Origin of the sequence: Dactylosporangium sp. CA-052675 (genome assembly GCF_050947935.1) — a bacterium.
Lineage (GTDB): Bacteria > Actinomycetota > Actinomycetes > Mycobacteriales > Micromonosporaceae > Dactylosporangium.
This window is the reverse complement of sequence record NZ_CP192010.1, coordinates 8179387-8200491: the sequence shown is the minus strand read 5'-3', so window position 1 is coordinate 8200491 and position 21105 is coordinate 8179387. Positions and strand designations below refer to the sequence as shown.

Annotated in this window: 19 protein-coding genes; 10 read left to right on the top strand and 9 right to left on the bottom strand. The window is 72.3% G+C overall.

Going from position 1 to position 21105, the window contains the following annotated elements; translation table 11 throughout:
* Positions 1 to 35 precede the first annotated feature (35 nt).
* Positions 36 to 833 carry a hypothetical protein gene (locus ACQP1P_RS36335; RefSeq protein ID WP_433078091.1) on the bottom strand — a complete coding sequence of 266 codons (798 nt, stop codon included), beginning with the start codon at positions 831 to 833 and terminating at the stop codon, positions 36 to 38.
* A 274-nt stretch (positions 834 to 1107) separates the two neighbouring features.
* Between ACQP1P_RS36335 and ACQP1P_RS36330 the strand changes: the two genes are divergently transcribed.
* Positions 1108 to 1914 carry a C39 family peptidase gene (locus ACQP1P_RS36330; protein ID WP_433078089.1) on the top strand — a complete coding sequence of 269 codons (807 nt, stop codon included), beginning with the start codon at positions 1108 to 1110 and terminating at the stop codon, positions 1912 to 1914.
* Between the two features lie 386 nt (positions 1915 to 2300).
* Here ACQP1P_RS36330 and ACQP1P_RS36325 read toward each other — a convergent pair whose 3' ends face one another.
* On the bottom strand, positions 2301 to 4361 hold the full coding sequence (locus ACQP1P_RS36325; protein WP_433078087.1) for a transglycosylase domain-containing protein: 2061 nt from the start codon (positions 4359 to 4361) through the stop codon (positions 2301 to 2303).
* Between the two features lie 178 nt (positions 4362 to 4539).
* On the opposite strand from ACQP1P_RS36325, the gene asnB reads away from it, so the two are divergent.
* On the top strand, positions 4540 to 6432 hold the full coding sequence (gene asnB / locus ACQP1P_RS36320) for an asparagine synthase (glutamine-hydrolyzing) (protein WP_433078085.1): 1893 nt from the start codon (positions 4540 to 4542) through the stop codon (positions 6430 to 6432).
* Here asnB and recQ read toward each other — a convergent pair.
* From recQ to ACQP1P_RS36305, 3 genes are all read right to left on the bottom strand, one after another.
* On the bottom strand, positions 6386 to 8206 hold the full coding sequence (gene recQ, locus ACQP1P_RS36315) for a DNA helicase RecQ (RefSeq protein ID WP_433078083.1): 1821 nt from the start codon (positions 8204 to 8206) through the stop codon (positions 6386 to 6388). The two genes, asnB and recQ, sit on opposite strands and share 47 nt — an antisense overlap.
* Before the next feature lie 86 nt (positions 8207 to 8292).
* Positions 8293 to 8649: a YciI family protein gene (locus ACQP1P_RS36310; RefSeq protein WP_433078081.1), complete on the bottom strand. Its 357-nt coding sequence runs from the start codon at positions 8647 to 8649 to the stop codon at positions 8293 to 8295.
* Between the two features lie 86 nt (positions 8650 to 8735).
* A complete protein-coding gene (locus ACQP1P_RS36305) occupies positions 8736 to 9725 on the bottom strand; it encodes a hypothetical protein (protein WP_433078079.1) in 990 nt (329 codons plus the stop codon).
* A gap of 35 nt (positions 9726 to 9760) precedes the next feature.
* Between ACQP1P_RS36305 and ACQP1P_RS36300 the strand changes: the two genes are divergently transcribed.
* From ACQP1P_RS36300 to ACQP1P_RS36280, 5 genes are all read left to right on the top strand, one after another.
* A complete protein-coding gene (locus ACQP1P_RS36300) occupies positions 9761 to 10324 on the top strand; it encodes a hypothetical protein (protein ID WP_433078077.1) in 564 nt (187 codons plus the stop codon).
* Between the two features lie 80 nt (positions 10325 to 10404).
* Positions 10405 to 11013, top strand: a complete 609-nt coding sequence (locus tag ACQP1P_RS36295) for a hypothetical protein (RefSeq protein ID WP_433078075.1) — start codon at positions 10405 to 10407, stop codon at positions 11011 to 11013.
* A 97-nt stretch (positions 11014 to 11110) separates the two neighbouring features.
* Positions 11111 to 11743: a PadR family transcriptional regulator gene (locus ACQP1P_RS36290; RefSeq protein WP_433078073.1), complete on the top strand. Its 633-nt coding sequence runs from the start codon at positions 11111 to 11113 to the stop codon at positions 11741 to 11743.
* A gap of 140 nt (positions 11744 to 11883) precedes the next feature.
* Positions 11884 to 12828 (top strand): ABC transporter ATP-binding protein, encoded by a 945-nt coding sequence (locus ACQP1P_RS36285; protein WP_433078070.1) that lies wholly within the window; start codon positions 11884 to 11886, stop codon positions 12826 to 12828.
* Positions 12825 to 13580 carry an ABC transporter permease gene (locus ACQP1P_RS36280; RefSeq protein WP_433078068.1) on the top strand — a complete coding sequence of 252 codons (756 nt, stop codon included), beginning with the start codon at positions 12825 to 12827 and terminating at the stop codon, positions 13578 to 13580. The genes ACQP1P_RS36285 and ACQP1P_RS36280 overlap by 4 nt, the downstream gene beginning before the upstream one ends.
* Here ACQP1P_RS36280 and ACQP1P_RS36275 read toward each other — a convergent pair.
* Positions 13577 to 14128, bottom strand: coding sequence for an NAD(P)-dependent oxidoreductase (locus ACQP1P_RS36275; protein WP_433078066.1), 552 nt, complete (start codon positions 14126 to 14128; stop codon positions 13577 to 13579). The genes ACQP1P_RS36280 and ACQP1P_RS36275 overlap by 4 nt on opposite strands.
* A gap of 68 nt (positions 14129 to 14196) precedes the next feature.
* Here ACQP1P_RS36275 and ACQP1P_RS36270 point away from each other — a divergent pair, with 68 nt between their 5' ends.
* Entirely contained in the window at positions 14197 to 14571 is a 375-nt protein-coding gene (locus tag ACQP1P_RS36270; RefSeq protein ID WP_433078064.1) for a winged helix-turn-helix transcriptional regulator, read from the top strand.
* Positions 14568 to 15362, top strand: a complete 795-nt coding sequence (locus tag ACQP1P_RS36265) for an SGNH/GDSL hydrolase family protein (protein ID WP_433078062.1) — start codon at positions 14568 to 14570, stop codon at positions 15360 to 15362. The genes ACQP1P_RS36270 and ACQP1P_RS36265 overlap by 4 nt, the downstream gene beginning before the upstream one ends.
* Positions 15363 to 15500: 138 nt before the next feature.
* Here ACQP1P_RS36265 and ACQP1P_RS36260 read toward each other — a convergent pair whose 3' ends face one another.
* The 3 genes from ACQP1P_RS36260 to ACQP1P_RS36250 form a co-directional block, all read right to left on the bottom strand.
* Entirely contained in the window at positions 15501 to 16745 is a 1245-nt protein-coding gene (locus ACQP1P_RS36260) for an NADP-dependent oxidoreductase (RefSeq protein ID WP_433078060.1), read from the bottom strand.
* A 247-nt stretch (positions 16746 to 16992) separates the two neighbouring features.
* Positions 16993 to 18816, bottom strand: a complete 1824-nt coding sequence (locus tag ACQP1P_RS36255; protein WP_433078058.1) for a class I SAM-dependent methyltransferase — start codon at positions 18814 to 18816, stop codon at positions 16993 to 16995.
* A 2-nt stretch (positions 18817 to 18818) separates the two neighbouring features.
* On the bottom strand, positions 18819 to 19127 hold the full coding sequence (locus tag ACQP1P_RS36250; RefSeq protein WP_433078056.1) for an antibiotic biosynthesis monooxygenase family protein: 309 nt from the start codon (positions 19125 to 19127) through the stop codon (positions 18819 to 18821).
* 97 nt (positions 19128 to 19224) lie between these two features.
* Between ACQP1P_RS36250 and tyrS the strand changes: the two genes are divergently transcribed.
* A complete protein-coding gene (tyrS, locus tag ACQP1P_RS36245; protein ID WP_433078054.1) occupies positions 19225 to 20493 on the top strand; it encodes a tyrosine--tRNA ligase in 1269 nt (422 codons plus the stop codon).
* The last annotated feature ends 612 nt before the right edge of the window (positions 20494 to 21105 follow it).

Sequence of the window (21105 nt, the reverse complement as noted above, 5' to 3'; positions counted from 1 at the left end):
CGAGACCGCTTGGCCTTCGGGGTGATATCGGGGACTCACATGGTCGCGTCGGCGATCTGGGTGGCGAGGTTCTCCCACTTCGCGTACGCGTCCGGGAACGCCGAGCCCTGCACCATCTGGGCCGCGACGGTCACCGCGTAGTCGCCCCAGCCGGGGATGCGCGTCAGCGCCGAGTAGAACCGCCGCGCGGACTCGTGCGGGTCCATGAGCTGGTCGACGGAGCCCCAGTTCGGCCGCTGCTGGAACAGCCCGACGGAGTCGTAGTCGTAGCCGACGCCCTCGTTCGGACGGCCCAGCGACGCCGGGACGTTCGGGTTGGCCAGGTTGCGCAGGTGACTCTCCTGCAGCGCGGTGGCGAGCGCGACGATGGCCGCGCGCTTGGGCAGGTTCTCGCGCTTGGCCACGTCGACGATCGCGATCGCGTTGTCCATCTCGGCCCGGCTGAGCCCGCCCACGGGGGCCACGACGGCCGGTGCCGTCGGCGCCGGGATGGGCTTCGGCGCCTCCGCGCGCTGCTCACCGCGGGACGCCTTCGACGGCTCGGCCCGCGCGGTGGTGACCTGGGCCGCCTGCGCCTGCGGCGATGGTTGCGCGGGCTCCGCACCGCGGCCGGGCAGGACGGCGATGAGCGCGAGGGCGGCGAGCGAGGCCGCGACACCGGCCCGGATCGGCTGTTTCGGCTCCCAGAAGGGCGGCATGACCCGGCGCTGCGGCGCGCCGAGACCGGGAATGGCCGCGACCGCGGTCGCGATGCCGGAGCGGACCGGCTGGGTGCGCTCCCAGAGTTGTTGTGTCGGCTCCCAGAGCTGCGTCCGCTCCCAGAACGGCGCCATCACGCGGACCCCCGGTTGCCCCGGCGACTGCCCGGCGTGGCGGAAGCGGCGGGTCCGAAGGTGACGCGGACCGCTCGTGAGCTGTTGATTTTCGTCTTGGCCGGCGAGCATTGGGCGAGACTAGGACCGGGTCGAGCAGAGGGTGATTTCAGGGATGAGATTCCGCGCCCGGGCGAGCTGCCCCGAGGCGCCCGAGCCCTGGGCGAGTGGCCCGCTGGCCGTCTCACCCAGGGGGTGAGACGGCCTTTGAGCGGCGCATTTAGGTTCGTTCCCCGTGTCGTACATCTACCGATCCCGTCATGCGCGGCGCATCCTCACAGCGCCGCGGCTGCCGGTCGCGGTGGCGTCGGCGGTTGTCGCGCTGGCGGCCGGCCTCGGCGCCGTGGCCGCCTCGAACGCATCTGTGCCGAGTGCGCCTCCCGCCGCCGCGGCCGAAGCCGTGGTGCCCCGGGAAAGCCCGTCGAAGGCCGACCGCGCCAAACGCCCGACTGCGGCCCCGACCCAGTCCCAGTCCCAGTCTCAGTCCCAGTCCCAGGCCCAGACCTCGGCGCCGGCCGCGCCCGCGGCCCCCGCCCAGCTGGACCTGCCGTACCAGTTCGCCTGGCAGGAGAACTACTACTTCTGCGGCCCCGCGGCGACCCGGATCGCCCTGACGGCCCGCAACCTGTTCCCGTCCCAGTCCCAGGTCGCGCAGTCCCTGGGCACGACGGAGAGCGGCACGAACTCGTCGCAGGACACGACGCGGGCCCTGAACGCGTACACCGGCAGCAACTTCTACACCGCCCACTTCATCCGCGGCCAGTCCGCGTCGGCGGCCGACACGGCGGAGCTGAAGCAGAGGGTCGTGCACGCGATCAGCCAGGGCTACGCCGTGGTCGCGAACATCTCGGGGTCCACAGTGGACGATGCCGGGAACGGCCACGCGTACCCGGGCGGTCACTACCTGACGATCGTCGGCTACAGCAACAACGGCGACACCGTGCGGATCGCGGATCCGGCGGACGCGCTCGGCGTAGGCTCGTACACCCTGGGCATCCAGCGGATGGCCGACTGGATCGCCTTGCGCGGCTACGCGGCGTAGTAGCTGTCCGGCTACGGGGCGCGATCGCTGGGTGATCGACAAGGGCAAAAATTTGGATGCGGATGGTAGCGTAGGTGAATGAACGGAACGCACCGCCGACGATGTTCGGGCACGTCTTGATCGACCCCGCGGCCCCGGGTCGGATGTGAGGTCGGGCCGGCCCTGATCGCTCGCCTGCCACGGACGCCCGCACGCACGTCGCCTGTGCACGGCGTCGGGTTCTGGTCTGGTCTGATCCGCTGGGTCTGATCGTTCGTCGTCGATGGCCTTGAGTGATCTGGTCAGCGGATCAGGCGGCCGGGCCTGCGCGGGCCGCCGCTTGGGGTGCGGCTTGAGGTGCGGCTTGACCAGGCCCGGCGCGGGTCGCGCGCCGGGGCCGGCGCGCGTTACGTGCCGAGGGCTCTCGCGCGCGACGGGGCTGGGAACGCCTGCGCCGGCTGGCCCCGCAGCGCCGCGACCATGGTCAAGGCCACCGCCTGGTTCACGGCGCTCGACACGCCCCCGCCCACGTAGTCGTTCGGGTTGTCCGCGTTCACCGCGATCCCCGCCGCCGCGACCTGCGGTGTGAAGCCGGCGAAGGTCTCGGTCGCGTTGTTCTCGGAGCTGCCCGTCTTGCCCGCCACCGGGCGGCCCCCCAAGATCCCGGAGACGTTCTCCGCGGTGCCGCCGTCGCACTTGCCGTAGGCCGAGCCGCGGCCCACCGGGCAGCGCGCGGCGTCCGTCGCCGCCGCGGCCACGTCCGGGTCGACGACCTGGCGGCACTCGGGGGAGCCCGCGTCCAGCGACACGCCGTCGGGGTCCTTGATCGACAGGACGGGCAGCGGGGCGCAGTACAGGCCGCCCGCCGCCACCGCGGCGTACGCGTTGGCCAGGTCCAGCGGCGTCGTCTGCGCCACGCCCAGGGTGAAAGATCCCCATTTATCGGCATTCGCGGCGAGGCTCTGATCCAGCTGCCCGCGGAACTTGATGCCCAGGCGCTGCGCCATGTCCACCGCCCGCCGCGCGCCGATCCGCTGCTCCAGCCACACGAAGTACGTGTTCACCGACCGCCCGAACCCGTTCCACATCGTGCGGTCGCCGTCCATCCACGACGGGGTGTCGTTGGCGGGGCACCAGTGGCCGCCGCAGCTGGCCGAGGCGCTGCCCGGCCAGATGGTCGTCAGGCGGGCCGGGGCGTTGAAGTGGGTGTTCAGGGGCAGGCCGCCGTCGAGCGCGGCCAGCATCGTGAACATCTTGAACGTCGAGCCCGCCTGGTAGCCCTCCACCCCGGCGCCGCCCGCGATCAGCTGGTTCACGGTGTTCTCCCGGCCCGGCGCCAGGCTGTAGTGCCGGTTCACCGCCATGGCCAGGATGCGGCCGCTGCCGGGCGTCACGACGGCCAGCGGCAGCGAGCGCGCGTTGCCGTAGCCGTAGACACCGAGGGACTGGCTCGTCGCCGCCGCCTGCACGTTCGGGTCCAGCGACGTGACGATCGTGTACCCGCCCGTGCGCAGCCGCTCGTCGCGCTCGGTCGGGGTGGTGCCGAACTCGGGGCGCTCGTTCCACCACTCGCGGAAGTAGTCGCAGAAGAAGCCCCAGTCGTTGTGCTCCTGGGGCACCGCGGTGCAGTCGTTGGGCGGCCGGAGCTCGGTCAGGTGCAGGTCCGCCGTCGTGGCCGCCGCGGCGTCCTGGGCGGAGATCGTGTGCATCTTCGCCATCGAGGCCAGGGTGTACTCGCGGCGGTTCATGGCCGCCGTCCGGTCCCCGGTGAGCGGGTTGTCGACGTCGGGGGACTGCAGCAGACCGGCGAGCATGGCGGCCTCGGGCAGGGTCAGGTCGGCCGGGGACTTGCCGAAGTACGTCTGCGCGGCCGACGCGATGCCGTACGCACCCGCGCCGAAGTAGGCGATGTTCAGGTACCGCCGCAGAATCTCGGCCTTCGAGAACTTCTTCTCGATCGCCTGCGCGTAGCGCATCTCGCGCACCTTGCGCGCCGGGGTGTCGGAGAGGGCGTCGACGTGCTGCTGCGGCGTCAGGTCCGGGTCATTCTTCAGGACGTTGCGGACGTACTGCATGGTCAGCGTCGAGGCCCCCTGCTGCGCCCCGCCACGGCTGTTGGACACGAACGCGCGCGCCACGCCGCGGATGTCGACGCCGTGATGCTGGTAGAAGCGCGCGTCCTCGGCGGCGACGACGGCCTGCCCCATCACCGGGGCGATCTCGTCGAGCGCGACGTCGCGCCGGTTCTCGTCGTAAAACGCGGTGATGAGCGTCTTGCCGTCGTTGGCGTACACGTAGGAGGTCTGCGCGGCCCGGGGCGTCGCCAGCTCCGTCGGCAGCGACTCCCACGTGTCGCCGCCGGCCTTGGCCGCACCGCCGCCCGCGATCGCGACGGGCAGGGCCGCGGCCGCGAGCACCACCCCGCCGAGCACTCCGCACACCAGCAGCCGCACAACCCTCAGGAGCATGGCGCGCGGCTACCCGGCGTCCGGACCGCTAACCGCCCCCGTGGCCAGATCACCCCGCGCCGCCCGTTGTGGCCGGGAAACGCCCAGGTTACCCCGGTCGCCGAGCCCGGGGGAGTCGTGGGATGGACGGCCCGGCATCGGCCCCGGGGCGGGCCCGGGCGGTGATCGGCTGACTGGCATGTGCGGCTTCCTGATGTACACCACCAACGACATCATCACCGCGGCGACCCTCGGCGCGATGGAGCGCCGGCTCGCCCTGCTCGAGCACCGGGGCCCCGACGACCTGGCCCTGGAGCGGCTCGGCCCCGGCACGGCCGCCGGGTTCGCGCGTCTGGCCGTCATCGACCGGCAGGGCAGCCGCCAGCCGCTGCGCTACGCCGACCGCTGGACGCTCGTCTTCAACGGCGAGGTCTACAACTTCGAGGCGCTGCGCGAGGAGCTGATCCGCGACCACGGCGCCACGTTCGCGACCGACGGCGACGCCGAGGTGGTCGCGGCCGCGTTCCACGTCTGGGGCGAGGCCGCCCTGGACCGGCTGCGCGGCATGTTCGCGTTCGCGCTGTGGGACGAGGAGACGGACACGCTCTACGCGGCGCGCGACCCGTTCGGGATCAAGCCGCTCTACTACGTGGTGACCCGCGACGGCGTCTGGCTCGCCAGCGAGAAGGCGCCGCTGCTGGACTGCGCCGCCGAGGACCTCGATCCGACCGCGATGTCGCTGTACCTCACGATGCAGTACGTCCCCGAGCCGTACACCCTCCACCGCGACATCGCCCGGCTGCCCGCCGGTGCCCTGCTCACCAAGCAGCTCGGCCGCGCCCCGGAGATCCGCCGCTGGAGCCGCCCCGCCTTCCGCCCCGACCCGGCCGCCGAGGAGGCCGCCGTCGTGGCCGACCTGCGCGAGGCCCTGCGCGACAGCGTCAAGGCGCACATGCGCGCCGACGTCCCGGTGGGCGCGTTCCTGTCCAGCGGCATCGACTCGACCGCGATCGTCGCCCTGGCCGCCGAGCACCATCCGCACCTGCGGGCGTTCACCGCCGGCTTCGAGGCCGGCAACGACGAGGTCGAGATCGCCGAGCGCTCGGCCCGCGAGCTCGGCGTGGAGCTGATCCCGTCGATCGTGAGCCCGGCCGACGTCATGGAGGCGCTGCCGCGGATCGTCTGGCACCTCGGCGACCCGGTCGCGGACCCGTCGATCGTGCCGCTGTACTTCCTGTGCCGCACCGCCGCCGAGCACGTCACGGTCGTCCTGTCGGGCGAGGGCGCGGACGAGCTCGCCGGCGGCTACGCGATCTACCGCGAGCCGCAGTCCCTCGCGCCCGTCTCCCGCCGGGGCCCGTCGATCCAGCGGGCGCTGCGGCGGGTGGCCCGGGTGATGCCGGAGGGGATGCGCGGCAAGAGTTACCTGGAGCGGGCGACAACGCCACTGCGCCGGCGGTACTTCGGCAACGCCCGCATCCTCTCCGACGCCGAACGGTCCCGCCTGCTGCGCGGCGCCCCCGCGGTCGGGCACGCGCACGTGACCGCGGCGCTCTACGCGGAGGTCGAGGACCTGGACCCGGCGACGACCATGCAGCACATCGACCTGAACACCTGGCTGCCCGGCGACATCCTGACCAAGGCCGACCGCATGTCGATGGCGCACTCGCTGGAGCTGCGCGTGCCCTACCTGGATCGCCGGGTCTTCGAGGTGCTCTCGACGCTGCCGCCGCACCTGAAGGTCCCGCGCAAGGGCACCACGACGAAGTACGCGCTGCGCCAGGCGGCCGAGGGCATCGTGCCGGCCTTCATCAAGGACCGCCCGAAGCTCGGCTTCCCGACCCCGGCCAAGGCCTGGCTGCGCTCGGAGCTCAACGAGTGGGCCCACCACGTGCTGTCCACGTCCGGCGCGAAGGCGCTGCTGGACCTCGACTACGCCCACGACCTGCTCAAGGAGCACGAGCGCGGTCAGGCCGACCACGCGCGGAAGCTCTGGATCGTCCTGAGCTTCTGCCTCTGGCACAGCATCTTCGTGGAGGGGACGGTCAGTCCAGCTCCGCTAGGGCGTCCAGGATCTGCTGGCCGAACTTAGCGAGCTTGTTCTCCCCGACGCCGTTCACGGCCGACAGCTCCGCCAGCGTCCGCGGGCGGCTCGTGGCGATCTGGCGGAGCGTGGCGTCGTGGAAGATGACGTAGGCGGGCACGGACTGCTCCTTGGCCGTCGCCGCCCGCCAGGCCCGCAGGTGCTCGAACACGGGCGTCGCCGCGGCGGGCAGGGCGGCCGACGCGTCCTGGCGTGCCGTCTTCGCGGTCTTGGCGGCCGAGATCGCGCGTTCGGGTTCGCGGCGCATCATCACCGTGCGGCGGCGGCCCAGCACCTCGGCGCTGCTCTCCGTCAGCACCAGGGTGCCGTAGTCGCCCTCGACGGACAGCAGGCGCTGCGCCAGCAGCTGCCGGATCACGGCCCGCCACTCGTTGTCGCGCAGGTCGGTGCCGACGCCGAACACGCTCAGCTCGTCGTGGTGCCACTGCACGACCTTGTCGGTCTTCTTGCCGAGCAGGATGTCGATGCACTGGCCGGCGCCGAACTTCTGCCCCCGCTCGCGCTCGAGCCGGTAGACGGTCGAGAGCAGCTTCTGCGCCGCGATCGTGCCGTCCCACGACTCGGGCGGGGCCAGGCACGTGTCGCAGTTGTCGCAGGGCTTGCCGAGCTCCTGGCCGAAGTAGGCCAGCAGCTGCCCGCGCCGGCACTCGACGGTCTCGCACAGCGCCAGCATCGCGTCGAGGTGCCGGCCGAGGTTGCGGCGGTGGGCGGCGTCGCCCTCGGAGGTGTCGATCATCTTGCGCTGCTGCACGACGTCCTGCAGGCCGTAGGCCAGCCAGGCGACCGACGGCTCCCCGTCGCGCCCGGCCCGGCCCGTCTCCTGGTAGTAGCCCTCGATGGACTTCGGCAGGTCGAGGTGGGCGACGAACCGGACGTCGGGCTTGTCGATGCCCATCCCGAACGCGATGGTCGCGACCATGACGAGCCCGTCCTCGCGCAGGAACCGGTCCTGGTTGGTGGCGCGGGTCCGGGCGTCGAGGCCGGCGTGGTAGGGCAGGGCGGGGATGCCGTTGTCCTTGAGGAAGTCGGCGATCTTCTCGACGGAGTTGCGGGACAGGCAGTAGACGATCCCGGCCTCGCCGCGGTGCTCCCCGCGCAGGAACTCCAGCAGCTGCCGCCGCGGGTCCTGCTTGGCCACGATGCGGTACTGGATGTTGGGCCGGTCGAAGCTCGACACGAAGTGCCGGGCCTCGTCGAGGCCGAGCCGGGTCGCGATCTCCTTGTGCGTGGCGCTGGTCGCGGTCGCGGTCAGCGCGATGCGCGGCACGTCCGGCCAGCGCTCGTGCAGCATCGACAGGTTGAGGTAGTCGGGGCGGAAGTCGTGGCCCCACTGCGAGACGCAGTGCGCCTCGTCGATCGCGAAGAGCCCGATCTTGCCGCGGTCCAGCAGCCGCATGGTGCTCTGCGAGGCGAGGGCCTCGGGGGCGAGGTAGAGCAGGTCGAGCTCGCCGCCGGCGAACTCGGCCTCGACCGTGCGGCGGGTGTCGAAGTCGAGGGTGGAGTTGATGAACCCGGCCCGCACGCCCAGCTCCCGCAGCGTGTCGACCTGGTTCTGCATGAGCGCGATGAGCGGGGAGATCACGACCGCCGTGCCCGGCCGGACGATGGCCGGGATCTGGTAGCACAGCGACTTGCCGCCGCCCGTCGGCATGAGGACGAGGGCGTCGCCGCCCGCGATCACATGCTCGATGATCTCCTGCTGGCTGCCCCGGAACGCGTCGTAACCGAACACCCTGCGTAGAACATCGAGTGCACTCTCCATGGCCGCGATTCTACGGACCACCACCGACAAAACGGCGGCGGCCGATCCGCCCGGTGACGGATCGGCCGCCGCGTGGACACGCTGGGTTACTTCTCCTGGGTGTGCACGATGGCGCGCACCTCGATCGCGTTCCACTTCGCATCCGGGATCATGGCGGCCAGCTCGCACGCGCGGTCCCGGGACTCGCACTCGACCAGGTAGAACCCGGCCAGGAACTCCTTGGCCTCGACGTAGGGCCCGTCGGTGACCGTCGCCGCGCCGGAGCGCACCCGCACGACCGCGCTCTCCTCGGGCCCGCCGAGCGCGTCGGTGCGGATCAGCTCGCCGGACTCGGTGATGGTCTTGATGAACTGGTCGTGCCCGGACATCACCTCGTCGATGTCGGCCTGGGTGAGCGTCGACCACACGTCGGGGTTCATGTGGATGAGCAGCAGGTACTTCATCGCAAAAAAGATTCCTCTCAGGAATGGCGTCACGAGGTGGTCGGAGCCGTCAGGCCCGTCTCGACACGACCGGGCGGCCCGCCGTCCTAGAGCTTGGTGGACGCCGGCAGGGGCAGCGCCTTCGTGATCTTCGTGAGGTTGGCGGCCGCCTTCGCGAACGGCGAACCATCCGGGTGTACCGACAGCACGGCCACGATGTACCGGTCGTTCTCCCCGACGGTGCCCGTGGTGTGCAGCACCTCGCCCATCATGTCGGGCGCGTTCGTGCCGGCCGCGGCCGGCACGAACCGCGCGCCGCCGTCGTAGCCGGCGCCGGCCACGCACGGGGTGGCCGGGTCGTCGCCGAAGCCCGACCAGCCCTGCTTGGCCGAGCGCGGGGCCTTGAACGTGCTCGGGATGCCGAAGGACTGGTCGTAGTGGTCGGTCCCGCACTTCGTGGTCTGGTGCAGGTTGCCCATGATGAACTCGCGCACCGGGGCCGGCGCCTCGTCGAGGATGTACCGGTACACCCGCACCAGGTCGCCCGCGCTGATCGCCGTGTAGCCCCAGTACCCCGGCTGGCTGACCGGCGGGGGTGCGGTGTCCTGCAGCCCGAGCCGCTGCACCATGCGGCTGACGATCTCGCGCTGCCCGCCGGCCTTCCACAGCCCGGTCGCGGCCGCGTCGTCGCTGCTGCGCAGCATCACCTGGAGCCTGGGCTGGTCGGCGGCCGGCACCGAGTACGCGGGGCCCTTGTTCCAGAAGTAGTCGAGCGCGATGAGCAGCTTGACCAGCGACGCGGAGCGGAACCGCCAGCTGGGCTTCTGCTGCAGGACGTACGCCTCCGCCTGCCGGTCGTAGATCACGATGCCCGCGGTGACGCCGGCCGGGACGGCGACGGGGGCGGCGCTGGTGGGCGCGGCCGGCGGGGCGGCGCTGGACGGCGGCGGGGCGGCGCTCGGCTCCGCGGCCGAGGCCGGGGCGGAGGCGAACTGCGGCACGGCGGCCGGCGGGGCCTCCTTGCCGCCGCAGCCGGCCACGGCCAGGACCAGGACCGCGGCCGTCAGGAGCGGCCGGACGAGGCGCGCAGAGGGCATGCCCCATCATGCCCCGCCCGCGTAGCGTTGACCCGGTGCGGGGGCGCGGCTGGTGGCTCGGGCTCGCCGCCGCGGTACCGGTCGGGCTGCCGCTGCTCGGGCGCTGGCCCGCGGCCCTGGCCTTCGCCGGCATCACCGCGGCCGCGGTCGGCCCCGTGCTGCTGGTCCAGTGGTGGGCGCGTCGCCGGCAGCGGGCCGCGCACGCCGCCGGCGCGCTGCGCTGGTTCGGCCGCGTGCCGCTGGAGCGCGCGGCGCTCATCTGGGAGCTCGGCCCCGGCCTCGCCCTGCTGTTCGGCGGCGGCGTGCCGGTGTGCATCACGACCGGCGACGACGGCCTGACGCTGCGCACGCGCGGACTGTCGTCGCGTCGTCACCCGTCCGTGACGGTGCTCTGGACCGACATCGCCGGGGCGCGGGCCGAGCCGGCCGGGCGGCTGACCGCTCACGGCCGGGTCGCCGCACTCCCGCTCACCGCCGTAATCCTGGATCTACCAGGGGATACGGGCGGCCCGCTGACGGTGACCACGCACGCGGCCGGGGGACTGGTCGAGACGGTCGCCGCGCGCCACATAGCGCAGAGTGATGATCACCAAGGGTAGAACCCGGATCTGGTGATGGATTCGGCACCCAGCGTGGCTGGGTTGCGCCCATTTCCACCGGTTCCGTAGGTTGGTCTTCCATGGCGGAGTTGATCGAGGTTGGTGTCTGGTACGAGGCCCGGCCGATCACGGTTGACCAGGGTGTCGACCGTTACGAGGCGTTGCGGCGCGGCGACGCGGAATGGGCGATCGTCGATCCCGGCGTGGAGCGCTTCGACCGCGAGGTGCGGGCGGGAGTCGATCCGGCGCTGTGGGCGGAGCCGGTGGTCGGCGAGGCCACGCACGTGCTGCTGGCGCTGCACCGGGACGCGCCCGGCGAGGCGCTGCACTTCATCCACAAGCTGGCCGACGAGTGCGAGCTGCTGTGTTTCCAGCGGCCCGGTCGCCATCAGCCTGCGGCGCTCTGGCAGCCGCGGCGGCTGCTGCGGCTGCCGGTGCCGAGGATGACGACCGAGGACGGGTCGCTGGCCCATCATCCGACCGGGGACGACATCCGCGACTTCATCGGCCGGCTCGACGAGGACAACACGTCGGCCGAGCTGTGGCGGGAGGACGGCGCCTCGATCCGGGTCGCGATCGTGCCGGGGCAGCGGCGCTGGCGCGTCTCGACCCCCGACGGCTCGTCGAACGAGCAGGAGCACCTGACCGGGGTGGCCGAGCAGTTCGAGGCGTTCGCCGCGTCCGCGTAGCCGCCCGGGGGAGGCCGCTGCGCGCTTTACTCGCCGACGAGTATGTCTCTATACTCGTCGGCGAGTATCCGTGTGCGAGGATGTCGGGGGGTGCGCGATGGCCAAGCGGCGCAAGGTTGGCAACCTGCTCGCCCTGCACGTCCTGACGACGCTGTACCAGCGGCCCATGCACCCGTACGAGATCGCCGCGGAGATGCGCGGCCACGGCAAGGAGCAGGACCTCAAGATCCAGTGGGGCTCGCTCTACACCGTGGTCGGCAACCTCGAGAAGCACGGCTTCATCGAGGCGGCCGGGACCACGCGCGAGGGCCGGCGCCCGGAGCGGACCGTGTACTCGATCACCGAGGCCGGCCGCGCGGAGGCCGTCGACTGGGTGCGCGACCTGGTCGGGGAGCCCGAGCGGGAGTACCCGAAGCTGCGCGCGGCCCTGTCCGTGCTCGGCGTGCTGCCGCCCGACGAGGCCGTCGGCCTGCTGCGCGAGCGCGCGGAGATCCTCACGCGCCGGATCGCGGACGAGGAGGCGGCGATCGCCTCCTATGCCGAGACCGTCCCGCGCCTGTTCACCGTCGAGGTCGAGTTCGGCCTGGCGCTGCTGCGCGCCGAGGCCGACTGGGTGCGCGGCCTCGTCACCGAGATCGAGCAGGGCACCCTCTCCGGCGTCGAGCTCTGGCGCGCCGGACACGAACGCCTGGCATCCGGACCGTCGCAGGACGGACGCCGGGAGCAGTAAAAACCCGGGCCATGGTGCGGGAACACCACGACCCGGGAAACGACCTCAACCGACTTCGCGGGAACGAATCCGGTCTCTGGTGTCTGCACATGCCAGGATAGCGAACCCGCGCGGCCGGTCCGACCGAACGGGAGACCGTCATGCCCGCTGCCATCCTGGCCCGGGACCTCGTCAAGACCTACCCCAAGGGCGTGCGCGCCCTCGACCGCCTGTCGCTCACCGTCGAGCCGGGCGAGATCGTCGGGCTGCTCGGCCCCAACGGCGCCGGCAAGTCCACCACCGTCAAGATCCTCACCACGCTGACCCGCGCCGACTCCGGCCACGCCGAGGTCATGGGCCACGACGTGACCCGCGCGCCGGGCCGGGCCCGGGCCGCGATCGGCGTCGTCGCCCAGCGCGGCGGGCTCGACCCGGCCGCCTCCGGCCGCGAGAACCTCACGCTGCAGGGCCACCTGTTCGGCCTGCGCGGCGCCGGGCTGCGCCGCCGCGTCGGGGAGCTGCTGGAGCGCTTCGACCTCACCGGCGCCGCGGACCGTCCCACCCGCGACTGGTCCGGCGGCATGCAGCGCCGCCTCGACGTCGCCATGGGCCTGGTACACCGGCCCGAGGTGCTGTTCCTCGACGAGCCGACGACCGGGCTCGACCCCGAGGCGCGCACCGCCCTGTGGCGGGAGATCAAGGGGCTCACCGGGCTGGCGATCCTGCTCACCACGCACTACCTGGACGAGGCGGACCGCCTGGCCGACCGGCTCGTCATCGTCGACGGCGGGCGGGTCGTCGCCGAGGGGAGCCCGGATCGGCTCAAGGGGGAGCTGCGCGGGGACGCGGTACACATCGAAATCCCGGAAACCGCGAACGGCCCGCAGGCCCGCGCGGCGCTCACGGGACTGCCGATGCTGCGCGAGGTGACCCTCGACGGCATGCGGCTGTCGGCCCGGGCCGACGACGGGGCGGCCGCCGTCCCCGCCGCGCTCGCCGCCCTCGACGCCCGCGGGATCGGGGTCGCCACGGTCACGGTCGCGCGTCCGAGTCTCGATGACGTGTACCTGCGGCACGCCGGTCGTCGCCTGGAGGTTTCGGCATGACCCTCGTGTACCTGACCGCGCGGCGCCTGAAGGTCTTCGTGCAGCAGCCGGCATTGCTGCTCGTGACGCTCGTACAGCCCGTGATCTGGCTGTTCCTGTTCGGCAACCTGTTCCGCCGGATCGTCGAGCTGCCCGGGTTCGGCAGCGGCGGCTACATCGAGTACCTGGTGCCCGGCATCGTGGTCATGACCGCGGTCTCCTCCAGCATGTGGTCCGGCATGGGCGTGCTCGAGGAGATCGACCGCGGCACCATGAACCGCTTGCTCACCACGCCCGCCCGCCGCGGCGCGATCCTCGAGGCCGTCGTCGTCGAGCAGACCCTGAGCGTCACCCTGCAGTCCGTGATCATCGTGCTGCTGGGCGTGGCCGCCGGCGCCGCCTACCCCGTGGGCGGGGTGCTGCTGCTCGTCGCGTCGGCGGCCCTGCTCGGCGTGGTGTTCAGCGCCCTGTCGAACATCGCGGGCATGCTGGTGCGCCGGCGCGAGACCATCATCGGCCTCAACACCCTGCTGTTGCTGCCGCTGACGTTCCTGTCCTCGTCGTTCATGGCCCCGGCCCTGATGCCGCCGTGGATGCGCACGGCGGCCCGGGGCAACCCGGTGAACTGGGCCCTGGAGACGTGCCGCTCGGCGCTGGCCGGCACGTTCGACGGGCCCCGCACCCTGTCCTACGGCGGCGCCCTGGTGGTCCTGGCCGCGCTGCTGGTGTGGCTGTCCACGCGCACGTTCCGGTCCTACCAGAAGTCGGTCTAGCCGCCGGCTGCGATCTGACGGCGGTGGTGGCGGCCTGCGACGACCTCGTCCAGCAGTGCCGCCGCCAGCGCCGCGTAGGTGTACCCGCCGTCATCGCTCGCCACCAGCTCCATCGGCGGGGTGACGACCACCCAGTCGACGGGCCCCGCGTAGCGGTGCAGCACCGCCAGCTCCGCGCGGCGCGCCTCCACGAACGGCCGCCAGGCGGCCGGGAAGTCCTCGGGCAGCGGCCCGAGCGTGGGGGCGAGCCCGACGACGAGCAGCCGGGGGACGCCGGCCCGCTCCAGCCCCTCCAGCAGGCGTTCCATCGCCGCCGCGTAGTCGTGCTGCTCCGCGCTGTACACCGTCACGATCGCGGTGTCGTGCCCGTGCGCCGCGCGGGCCACGAGCGCCGGATCGGTGACGTCCCCGGCGACCGCGTCCCGCAGGTCCGGGTACCTCCCCGGATCCCGTACCACCGCGGTCGCCGTGACACCGCGCCGCCGCGCCTCCGCCAGCACCGCACGACCGGCCCGCCCACCCGCTCCGAATACCACTGTCCTGGTCATGCCCCGGACCGTAGAACGGCAGACCCCGGTGACTGCAACGTAACCGGGGCGCGCGTTACCGTGAGCGCATGCGCGCACCGCTGCCGCCGGACCTGTTCGACCCGGCCTGCCCGTCGTCCGCGACGCCGTTCCAGATCGGCGACAAGTGGGCGGGCATGGTCCTGACCTGCCTGCGTGACGGCTCCCCCCGCCGCTTCACCGAGCTGCGCGTGCCGCTGCGCCGCGTGTCGGCGAAGGTGCTCGCGGAGACCCTGCGGGCCCTCGAGCGCGACGGCATGATCACCCGGACCGCCTACGACGAGCTCCCGCCGCGCGTCGAATACGCCATCACGGACCTCGGCCGCACCCTCTTCCCGGCGATGGACGCCTGCCGCGCCTGGGCGGCCGAGCACCTGCCGACCGTCGAGTCGGCCCGCGCCGCCTACGCCTCGCGCACGTCATGACGAGGGTGTACCGCCGCTACGTCGCCATCGGCGACAGCACCACGGAGGGCATGGACGACCCGGACGGGCGGGGCGGCTACCGAGGCTGGGCGGACCGCTTCGCCGAGCACGTGGCGCGGTCGCAGTCCGGCGGCGGCGGGCCGGTCCTGGAATACGCCAACCTGGCCATCCGCGGCCGCACCACGGCCCGGATCCGCGCCGAGCAGCTGGCCCCCGCGGTGGCCCTGGAGCCGGACCTGGCCACCGTCGTGGCGGGCATGAACGACATCCTCCGCGGCTCCTTCGACGTGGCCGCGGTGGCCGCCGACATCTTCGCCATGCAGGACGCCCTGGTCTCCTCGGGCGCGACCGTGCTCACCTTCACGCTGCCGGACCCGGCCCCGGTGATGCCCATCGCCAAGCCCCTGCGCGGCCGCGTCCTCGCCCTCAACGAGGCCATCCGCAAGGCGACCGCGGACAGCGGCGCGATCCTGCTGGACCTCGGCGCATACCCGGTGGCCTCCGATCCGCGCCTGTGGAGCGACGACCGCCTGCACGCGAACAGCGCCGGGCACGAGCGCATCGGCCGCGCCCTCGCGTACGCCCTCGGCCTCCCCGGCTTCGATGACTCCTGGAACGCGTCGCTGCCGCCGCCGGTGCGCCGCCCCCGCCACCGGGCGATCACCGCGGAGCTGGCCTGGATGCGCCGGCACATGCTGCCGTGGGCCGCCCGCCACGTGATGGGCCGCAGCTCGGGCGACAACCGGGTCTGCAAGCGGGCCACCCCGGCCCCGGTGGACCTCGGCCCCTGACCGCCAACTCCCCGGCTGATGGTCCAGCGCTCCCGCCGGGTGGCCCTCGAGCTCCCGCCGGGTGGCTCTCGCACTCGCCGCCCGGCGGTTTTCGCGCTGCCCCCCGGTGGTCGGCTCTTCGGCTCCCGGCGGGGGTGGTCAGATGGTGATGACGATCTTGCCGCGGACGTGGCCGGACTCGCTCAGGTCGTTCGCGGCCGCGGCCTCCTCCAGCGGGAACGTGCGCTCGACCGGCATCGAGAAGCGGCCCGCGGTGTAGAGGGCGGCGGCCTCGTGCATCGTCTGGTACGCGCGGCCCTCGGAGCCGTCGGTGACCCGCGCCCCGAGCTTCGGCGCGTCGAAGTCGGCGATGCTCACCACGTCCGCCGGCGTCGGGGTGAGCGTGACGAGTTCGGCGACGGCCCCGCGCCCGGCCGTGTCCAGCGCCCGGTCGACCCCGTCCGGCGCGAGCGCGCGGATGCGGTCGGCGAGCCCCGGCCCGTACGTCACCGGGATCACCCCCAGCCCGCGCAGGAAGTCGTGGTTGCGCTCGCTCGCGGTGCCGATGACCGTGGCCCCGCGAGCGATGGCGATCTGCACCGCGGCGATCCCGACCCCGCCGGCCGCCCCGTTGACGACGAGCGTCACGCCCGCGGCGGGCTGCGCGTCGTCCCGATGGGCCGCACGGCCCTCGCCACCCGGCTCGCCGCTGGTGGCTGCACCGCCTGCTACGCCGCTGGTGGCTGCACCGCCTGATACGCCGCCGGTCGCTGTGTTCCCTGCTACGCCGCTGGTTGCTGTGTCGCCGGCTGATACGCCGCCGGCTGGTGCGTTGCCGCTTGGTGCGGCGGCGGTGGGTGCCGGAGAGCTGGAGGCCGCTGATGCGCCGGTCCCGGCGTCGCCTGTGCTCGCAGTGCCGGGCGCTGTCGCGGTCGTGGTGCCGTGCGCGGTCGCGGGGCCCTGCGCGGCGGCGGGGCCGTGCGCGGTCGCGGGCGGCTGGGTCCGGCCGAGGCCGAGCAGGTCCAGGGCGCGACCGGCGGTCTCGACGACGTTGGGCAGACCGGCGGCCTCGGTGAAGCTCAGGGCCGGGGGCTTCGCCGCCCAGTGGCGCAGGATCGCGTGCTCGGCGGCCGCGCCGCCCTCGGCCACCCCGAACACCTCGTCGCCGACCGCCACGCCCTCGACGCCCTCGCCCACGGCGTCGACGACCCCGGCCGCGTCGGAGTGCGGGATCATCGGGAGGCGGTCCGGTGAGGTGCCGAAGGCGCCGTTGCGCACCTTCCAGTCGAAGGGGTTCACCCCCACGGCCCGCACGGCGATGCGGATGCGCCCGGCCGGCGGCTCGGGCTCGGCGCGCTCGACGATGTGCAGGACGCTCGACGGCCCGTACTCGGAATACTGCAACGCCTTCACGCTGTGCCCCCGATCTGTCGGTGGTCGCCCGGCCGCGCTCGCCGGGCCGGGATGCGGGCCGGGCAGCGCCACGCGGCCGGGCCTGAGTCTGAGTCTGGGTGCGGGTCGGACGGGTGATGCCGGAGTCGCGCACGGGCGGCGGCGGCGGCGCCCGGTCGGCCCCGCGACGCTCGTGGCGGCAGTGGTGTCAGGTGTTCAACGGTGTCAGGTGATCAACGGTGTCAGGTGATCAACGGTGTCAGGTGTTCAAGGGGCGGCGGGCGACCAGCAGGACGTGGGTGTCGGGCCAGTCGAGCGGGTGGCCGTCCAGTGTGGACAGCCGGGCGTAGGGGCGGATGCGGTGTTCGACGATCCAGTCGTTGCGCCAGGAGTGCGATGCCGGGTCGACCTCGAAGCCGACGTCGGTCAGCAGGGCCTTCCAGTCGGCGAACTCCAGGCCGCAGAACTGCTCGTGGGCCTCGGAGAGCCAGTTGTCGGGGTAGTCCTTGTGGGTGAGGAACTCCATGGCGTCGGACAGGGCGATCTCGACCGCCCCGGGGTCGGAGGGGTCCTCGACGTCCTTGTAGGGCAGCGGGAAGTGGAAGTCCGCGGCGAAGCGGTCCAGCCGCGCCCGGGTGGAGAGGGCCTCGACGTGGGCCGCGATCTCGTCCCGGCTCAGCTCGTCCAGGGCGGCGGGATCGGGCTGCGCCGTGGGGGCGGGCGGGCTGCCCTGCAGCGACAGGCGGACCCGCAGCGCGCGGTTGTCGGGGCCGCAGACGTCGGAGTTGATCCAGACGCCCCCGGGGACCGTGTGGTCGTAGATGGCCTGCGCGAACGCGCGCAGCGAGTCCATCTGGTGCCCGTAGGACCAGATCTCGTGCGTCAGCGCGAACGTCAGGGTCGTGTTGATCGAGCGCGGCGGGAAGACGGCGCCGCCGAGGACGTTTCGGCAGTAGAAATACACGTTGGGGTTGGTGAACCAGCCCTGGGCCTTGCGGTGCACGCACTCCTCGTAGAGGTGGCGGGCGACCTCGACGCCGATCAGGTCGCTCTCGCGCAGGGCCGGCTCGCGGTCGGCGAGGGCGAGCACGGCGCCGGCTCCGCAGCCGACGTCGACGATCCGGCCCGGGCGGACGTGGCGCTTGACGAGGTCCCACTTGCGCTCGGCGCTGGCCTCGAACGCCTCGGCGTAGGTGCGGTAGTCGCGGGTCGTGGTCAGGCCGCCCTCCTCGCCGACGACGGGGTCGTTCACCACGAGGGCGACCTGTTCGCCGAGGCGGTAGCGGTCGAAGACGTCCAGCGTCGCCGGGTGCGCCGCCGCGCGCCAGGACGGGTCGCCGCCGGCCAGGCGCAGGAGCACGTCCCACGGCCGCTCGGGCACCGAGGCCGGGTGAGGGTCGCGCGAGCCGTCGGTGCCTCCGGAGCCGGGTGTGTGAACGCTGGCGGCGGGCCCAGGCTCCTCGGGCGTGTGGACGGTGGCGGTCGGCCCAGGATCGTCGGGTGTGTGGACGGTGGCGGCGGGCCCAGGCTCCTCGGGAGTGTGGACGGTGGTGGTGGGACCGGTCGGCGCGGGGGAGGCGGCGGGGCGCTCGGGGCCGGGCGGGGTGATGGTGGCGATCGGCTCGGCCCCCGCGGGCGTGGCGATGAACGCCGTGTCGGCCTCCACCGGGGCGATGGGGAAGCCGAGGGCCGAATACAGCGCGGCGACCTCGGGCGTCGAGCAGGCCACCACGGTGTCGTCCGGCGTCAGACGGTGCCCCAGGACCGACTCGACGCTCTTGAGCGTGACCTCGGCGAAGCGGTCGGTGTGCGCGGTGTCGAAGACCGGCACGACCAGCGAGCGCAGGCCCTCCTGGACGCTGAAGCGCTCGATGGCGGCCTCGCGGCGGTCATACGACACCGGATTGCGTTTGGTGTTCTGGTGGTTGGCGCTCGTCACCGCCCAGACGATCGTGGGCGGCGCGGTGGCGGATGCGCCCGCAGTACCGATGCCGTCTTCGCTCTTCACCAAGGCTCGCAGATAAGCCGCCTGGAAACGGGTCAGCAGGTGATGGCGGCCGGGGAAGAGGACGAAGCGCGCCATGGTCAGTCCCGCGGGTCCGCGTGCTCGACGACCTCGAACTCCAGCAGGCTCGCGCCCGTCGCGACCGGGCGGCCGCGCTCACCCGCGTGGGCCTCGCGGGCCGGGCCGCTGGACCAGGCCTGGAAGTGCTCCTCGGACTCCCACTTCGTGTAGACGAAGTAGCGGGTCTCGCCGGCCGTGGGACGGAGCAGCTCGAAGCCCAGGAAGCCCGGCTGGCCCTCGACCGCGCCGTGCCGCGCGGCGAACCGGCGCTCCAGCTCGGGGCCGGCGCCCTCCGGAACCTCGATCGCGTTGATCTTCACGACTGCCATGCCCCAACCCTAGCGACCGGGTACGACAAAACTCCTTCACCCTGGTCGGACCGAATGCGGTGGGAGCCGCCCGGGTGCTGGTGGGACAATCGCGCCCATGACCGATGTGCTCGAAGATCTGCAGTGGCGCGGCATGATCGCGCTCTCGACCGACCTCGACGAACTCCGCAAGGAGATGGCGAAGGGGCCGATCACCTATTACTGCGGGTTCGACCCCACGGCGCCGAGCCTGCACATCGGCCATCTCTTCCAGGTGCTGACGGTACGCCGGCTGCAGCTGGCCGGGCACCGGCCGCTCGCCCTCGTCGGCGGCGCGACCGGCCTGATCGGTGACCCCCGGCCGTCCGCCGAGCGGCAGTTGCACTCGGTCGACCAGGTCGCGGAGTGGGTCGAGAAGCTACGCGGACAGATCGAGCCGTTCCTGGACTTCACCGGCAGCAACGCCGCCCGGATGGTCAACAACTACGACTGGACCGCGTCCATGTCGGCGATCGACTTCCTGCGGGAGATCGGCAAGCACTTCCGGGTCAACAAGATGCTCACCAAGGACGCGGTGAGCGCACGGCTCAACTCCGATGCGGGGATCAGCTACACCGAGTTCAGTTACCAGATCCTCCAGGGAATGGACTTCCTGGAGTTGTACCGCCGGTATGACTGCCGTCTGCAGACCGGCGGCAGCGACCAGTGGGGCAACCTCACGGCCGGCACCGACCTGATCCATCGCGTGGAGGGCGCCTCCGTGCACCTGCTGGCCACGCCGCTGCTGGTGAATTCGGCGGGGGAGAAGCTCGGCAAGTCCACCGGCGGCGGCAGCCTCTGGATGGATGCCGAGCTGACCAGCCCCTACGCGTTGTACCAGTACTTCGTGAACCTCGAGGACGCCGTCGTCGGCAGCCTGTTGCGCAAGCTCACGTTCCTGGAGCGCGAGGAGATCGAGGCCATCGAGAAGGAGACCGCGGAGCGACCCGCGGCCCGGCTCGGGCAGCGGCGCCTCGCGGAGGAGATGTCCAAGATCGTGCACGGACCCGGGGAGACCGCGCAGGTGATCGCCGCGAGTCAGGCGCTGTTCGGCCGGGGTTCACTGGGCGAACTGTCGGCGTCGACGCTGCGGGCCGCGCTGAGCGAGGCCGGCCTCGTGCAGGCCCCGCCCGGCTCGACGGTCGCCGACCTGTTCATCGCGGCCGGGCTGGCCTCCAGCCGCAACGAGGCACGGCGCACGGTGTCGGAGGGCGGTGCGTACGTGAACAACGAGCGCGTCTCCGATCCCGAGGAGGTCGTGGCCGCGGAGCGGGCCCTCGCGGGCGGGCTTCTGGTGCTGCGCAAGGGAAAGCGCACGTTCGCCGGCGTCGAGCTCGCCGGCGGATGAGTTCGATTTGACTCTCGCGCCGGGCGCCGCGTAGCTTCTGTCCTCGCTACAGGCGCCCGGCGCGCCGGTCAACACCAAAGAGCATGATCGATTTGGTGGTGATCGGAAGGCCGGGTAGTGTAGATGACCGGCAGGGAAACGGACGAGGTAGCGGAGCGCCAGTCGCGCCGCGGCGGTCGTCCTGCCGAAGCCAAATCGATCATCAAACCGGGTGACCGGCGAGTGATCGTGCCCGCGAAACGGCCGACAGACGCGATTTGGATGTCGGACGCAGAACGGGTAAGGTTCTTCCTCGGCAGGGAAACGGACGAGCACCGCGGGTCGCGAAAGTGAGCCGCAGCGGACGTCCTGCCGACAGCCTACGACACTCGGCCGGGTCTCCGGAAGGGTTGTTGTGTGTGCGTGAAACTGGACAAAGTCCCGTAAGACGGACTTGACGCAGCGAAGCGGACATGGTAGACTAGAACGGTACGAAATGCCCCGGGCGGACGGCGCTAGTGACAGCGAAGTTCGGCGGTGTGTGTTGGTTGTTTGAGAACTCAACAGGGTGCTTGTTAAGCCAGTGCCAAATGATTTTTACCCCGTGGCATGGGCGCGCTTCTTCGGGAGTGT

Coding starts and splice junctions, on each gene's coding strand:
- ACQP1P_RS36335 (WP_433078091.1), bottom strand. CDS start 833: ATGGCGCCGTTCTGGGAGCGGACGCAGCTCTGGGAGCCGACACAACAA.
- ACQP1P_RS36325 (WP_433078087.1), bottom strand. CDS start 4,361: ATGCTCCTGAGGGTTGTGCGGCTGCTGGTGTGCGGAGTGCTCGGCGGG.
- asnB (WP_433078085.1), top strand. CDS start 4,540: ATGTGCGGCTTCCTGATGTACACCACCAACGACATCATCACCGCGGCG.
- recQ (WP_433078083.1), bottom strand. CDS start 8,206: ATGGAGAGTGCACTCGATGTTCTACGCAGGGTGTTCGGTTACGACGCG.
- ACQP1P_RS36310 (WP_433078081.1), bottom strand. CDS start 8,649: ATGAAGTACCTGCTGCTCATCCACATGAACCCCGACGTGTGGTCGACG.
- ACQP1P_RS36305 (WP_433078079.1), bottom strand. CDS start 9,725: ATGCCCTCTGCGCGCCTCGTCCGGCCGCTCCTGACGGCCGCGGTCCTG.
- ACQP1P_RS36295 (WP_433078075.1), top strand. CDS start 10,405: ATGGCGGAGTTGATCGAGGTTGGTGTCTGGTACGAGGCCCGGCCGATC.
- ACQP1P_RS36290 (WP_433078073.1), top strand. CDS start 11,111: ATGGCCAAGCGGCGCAAGGTTGGCAACCTGCTCGCCCTGCACGTCCTG.
- ACQP1P_RS36285 (WP_433078070.1), top strand. CDS start 11,884: ATGCCCGCTGCCATCCTGGCCCGGGACCTCGTCAAGACCTACCCCAAG.
- ACQP1P_RS36280 (WP_433078068.1), top strand. CDS start 12,825: ATGACCCTCGTGTACCTGACCGCGCGGCGCCTGAAGGTCTTCGTGCAG.
- ACQP1P_RS36275 (WP_433078066.1), bottom strand. CDS start 14,128: ATGACCAGGACAGTGGTATTCGGAGCGGGTGGGCGGGCCGGTCGTGCG.
- ACQP1P_RS36270 (WP_433078064.1), top strand. CDS start 14,197: ATGCGCGCACCGCTGCCGCCGGACCTGTTCGACCCGGCCTGCCCGTCG.
- ACQP1P_RS36265 (WP_433078062.1), top strand. CDS start 14,568: ATGACGAGGGTGTACCGCCGCTACGTCGCCATCGGCGACAGCACCACG.
- ACQP1P_RS36255 (WP_433078058.1), bottom strand. CDS start 18,816: ATGGCGCGCTTCGTCCTCTTCCCCGGCCGCCATCACCTGCTGACCCGT.
- ACQP1P_RS36250 (WP_433078056.1), bottom strand. CDS start 19,127: ATGGCAGTCGTGAAGATCAACGCGATCGAGGTTCCGGAGGGCGCCGGC.
- tyrS (WP_433078054.1), top strand. CDS start 19,225: ATGACCGATGTGCTCGAAGATCTGCAGTGGCGCGGCATGATCGCGCTC.